Origin of the sequence: Streptomyces fuscigenes (genome assembly GCF_021556455.1) — a bacterium.
Classification (GTDB): domain Bacteria; phylum Actinomycetota; class Actinomycetes; order Streptomycetales; family Streptomycetaceae; genus Streptomyces; species Streptomyces fuscigenes.
The window spans coordinates 1-1,211 of the sequence record NZ_JAKGCV010000775.1 but is presented as its reverse complement, the minus strand read 5'-3'; the positions used below and the strand labels follow the sequence as shown (position 1 = coordinate 1,211).

Sequence of the window (1,211 nt, the reverse complement as noted above, 5' to 3'; positions counted from 1 at the left end):
AGCCGTGCGGGCGGGGGCGCGGGACGGAGTCCGGGACCATGGCGGAGCCGGCCATGATCAGGCGCGCGGTGCGCAGCAGCGCGGACTTCGTGACGCGGGAGGCTCGATCCGCGCGGGCGGCGGTGCCGCGCCCGCGGCGGCCTGCGGCCGAACGCCGGCGCCGGTGTCGTCCAGGTCGCCGAGGAGCGCCTCGGGCAGGACGAGGACGGCCTGGACGCCACCGTAGATGTTGGACTGGAGCCGTACGGCGATGCCGTGCCGGCGGGCGAGCGCGGAGACCACGAAGAGGCCGATCCTGCCGTCCTGGAGCAGGTGCGCGACGTTGACCTGGTCCGGGTCGGAGAGCAGGCCGTTCATGTGCTTCTGCTCCTCGGCCGGCATGCCGAGTCCGCGGTCCTCCACCTCGATCGCGATCCCGGCCGTGACCCGCTGGGCGCGCAGCAGCACCTGGGTGTGCGGCGCGGAGAACAGCGTGGCGTTCTCGACGAGTTCGGCGAGCAGGTGGATGACGTCGGCGACGGCGTGGCCGCGCAGGGTGCCGTCGACCGGCGGCACGAGGGTGACGCGGGGGTACTGCTCCACCTCGGCGACGGCGGAGCGCAGCACCTCGGTCACGGTGACGGGCCTGCTCCACTGGCGGCGGGAGACTGCGCCGCCGAGGACGGCGAGGTTCTCCGCGTGCCGCCGGATGCGGGTGGCCAGGTGGTCCACGTGGAAGAGGCCCTTGAGCAGTTCGGGGTCCTCGACCTCGTTCTCCAGGTCGTCGAGCAGCTGGATCTCGCGGTGCACGAGCGACTGCAGCCGCCGGGCGAGGTTGACGAACACCTCGACGCGCTGCTCGTCGCCCGCGCTGCTGGAGAGCTGCGACGCCTGCACGACCGCACCGACGGCGGCCTCCTGCGCCCTGGTCAGCTCCCGTTCCAGCCGGTCGATCTCGTCGCCCGGCAGGTGCGGTCCTGGAGGCGTGCGGCGGACGGTCACCCGGTCGCCGCGGCGCAGCCGCTCCAGGACGGAGCGCAGCTCCTCCTGGCCCCGCGCGCTGGTGCGGCGCAGGGCGTGGCAGCGCTCCAGGACGCTCCGGGCCGTGCGTTCGGCCCCGAGCGCGGCGACCGCCACGGAGCCGAGCGCGACGAGCGCGGTGCCCGCGAGCGCGACCCAGGCCCCGGTGGTGGGTTCGGTGCCGGTCGTCCGCAGCACGGTCACGACCGCCG

General features: G+C 75.0%; 1 pseudogene. It reads right to left on the bottom strand.

Annotated features, from left to right (window positions below):
• Positions 1–66: 66 nt before the first annotated feature.
• Positions 67–1,211: pseudogene (locus L1885_RS28475) on the bottom strand (sensor histidine kinase); the annotation flags it as partial.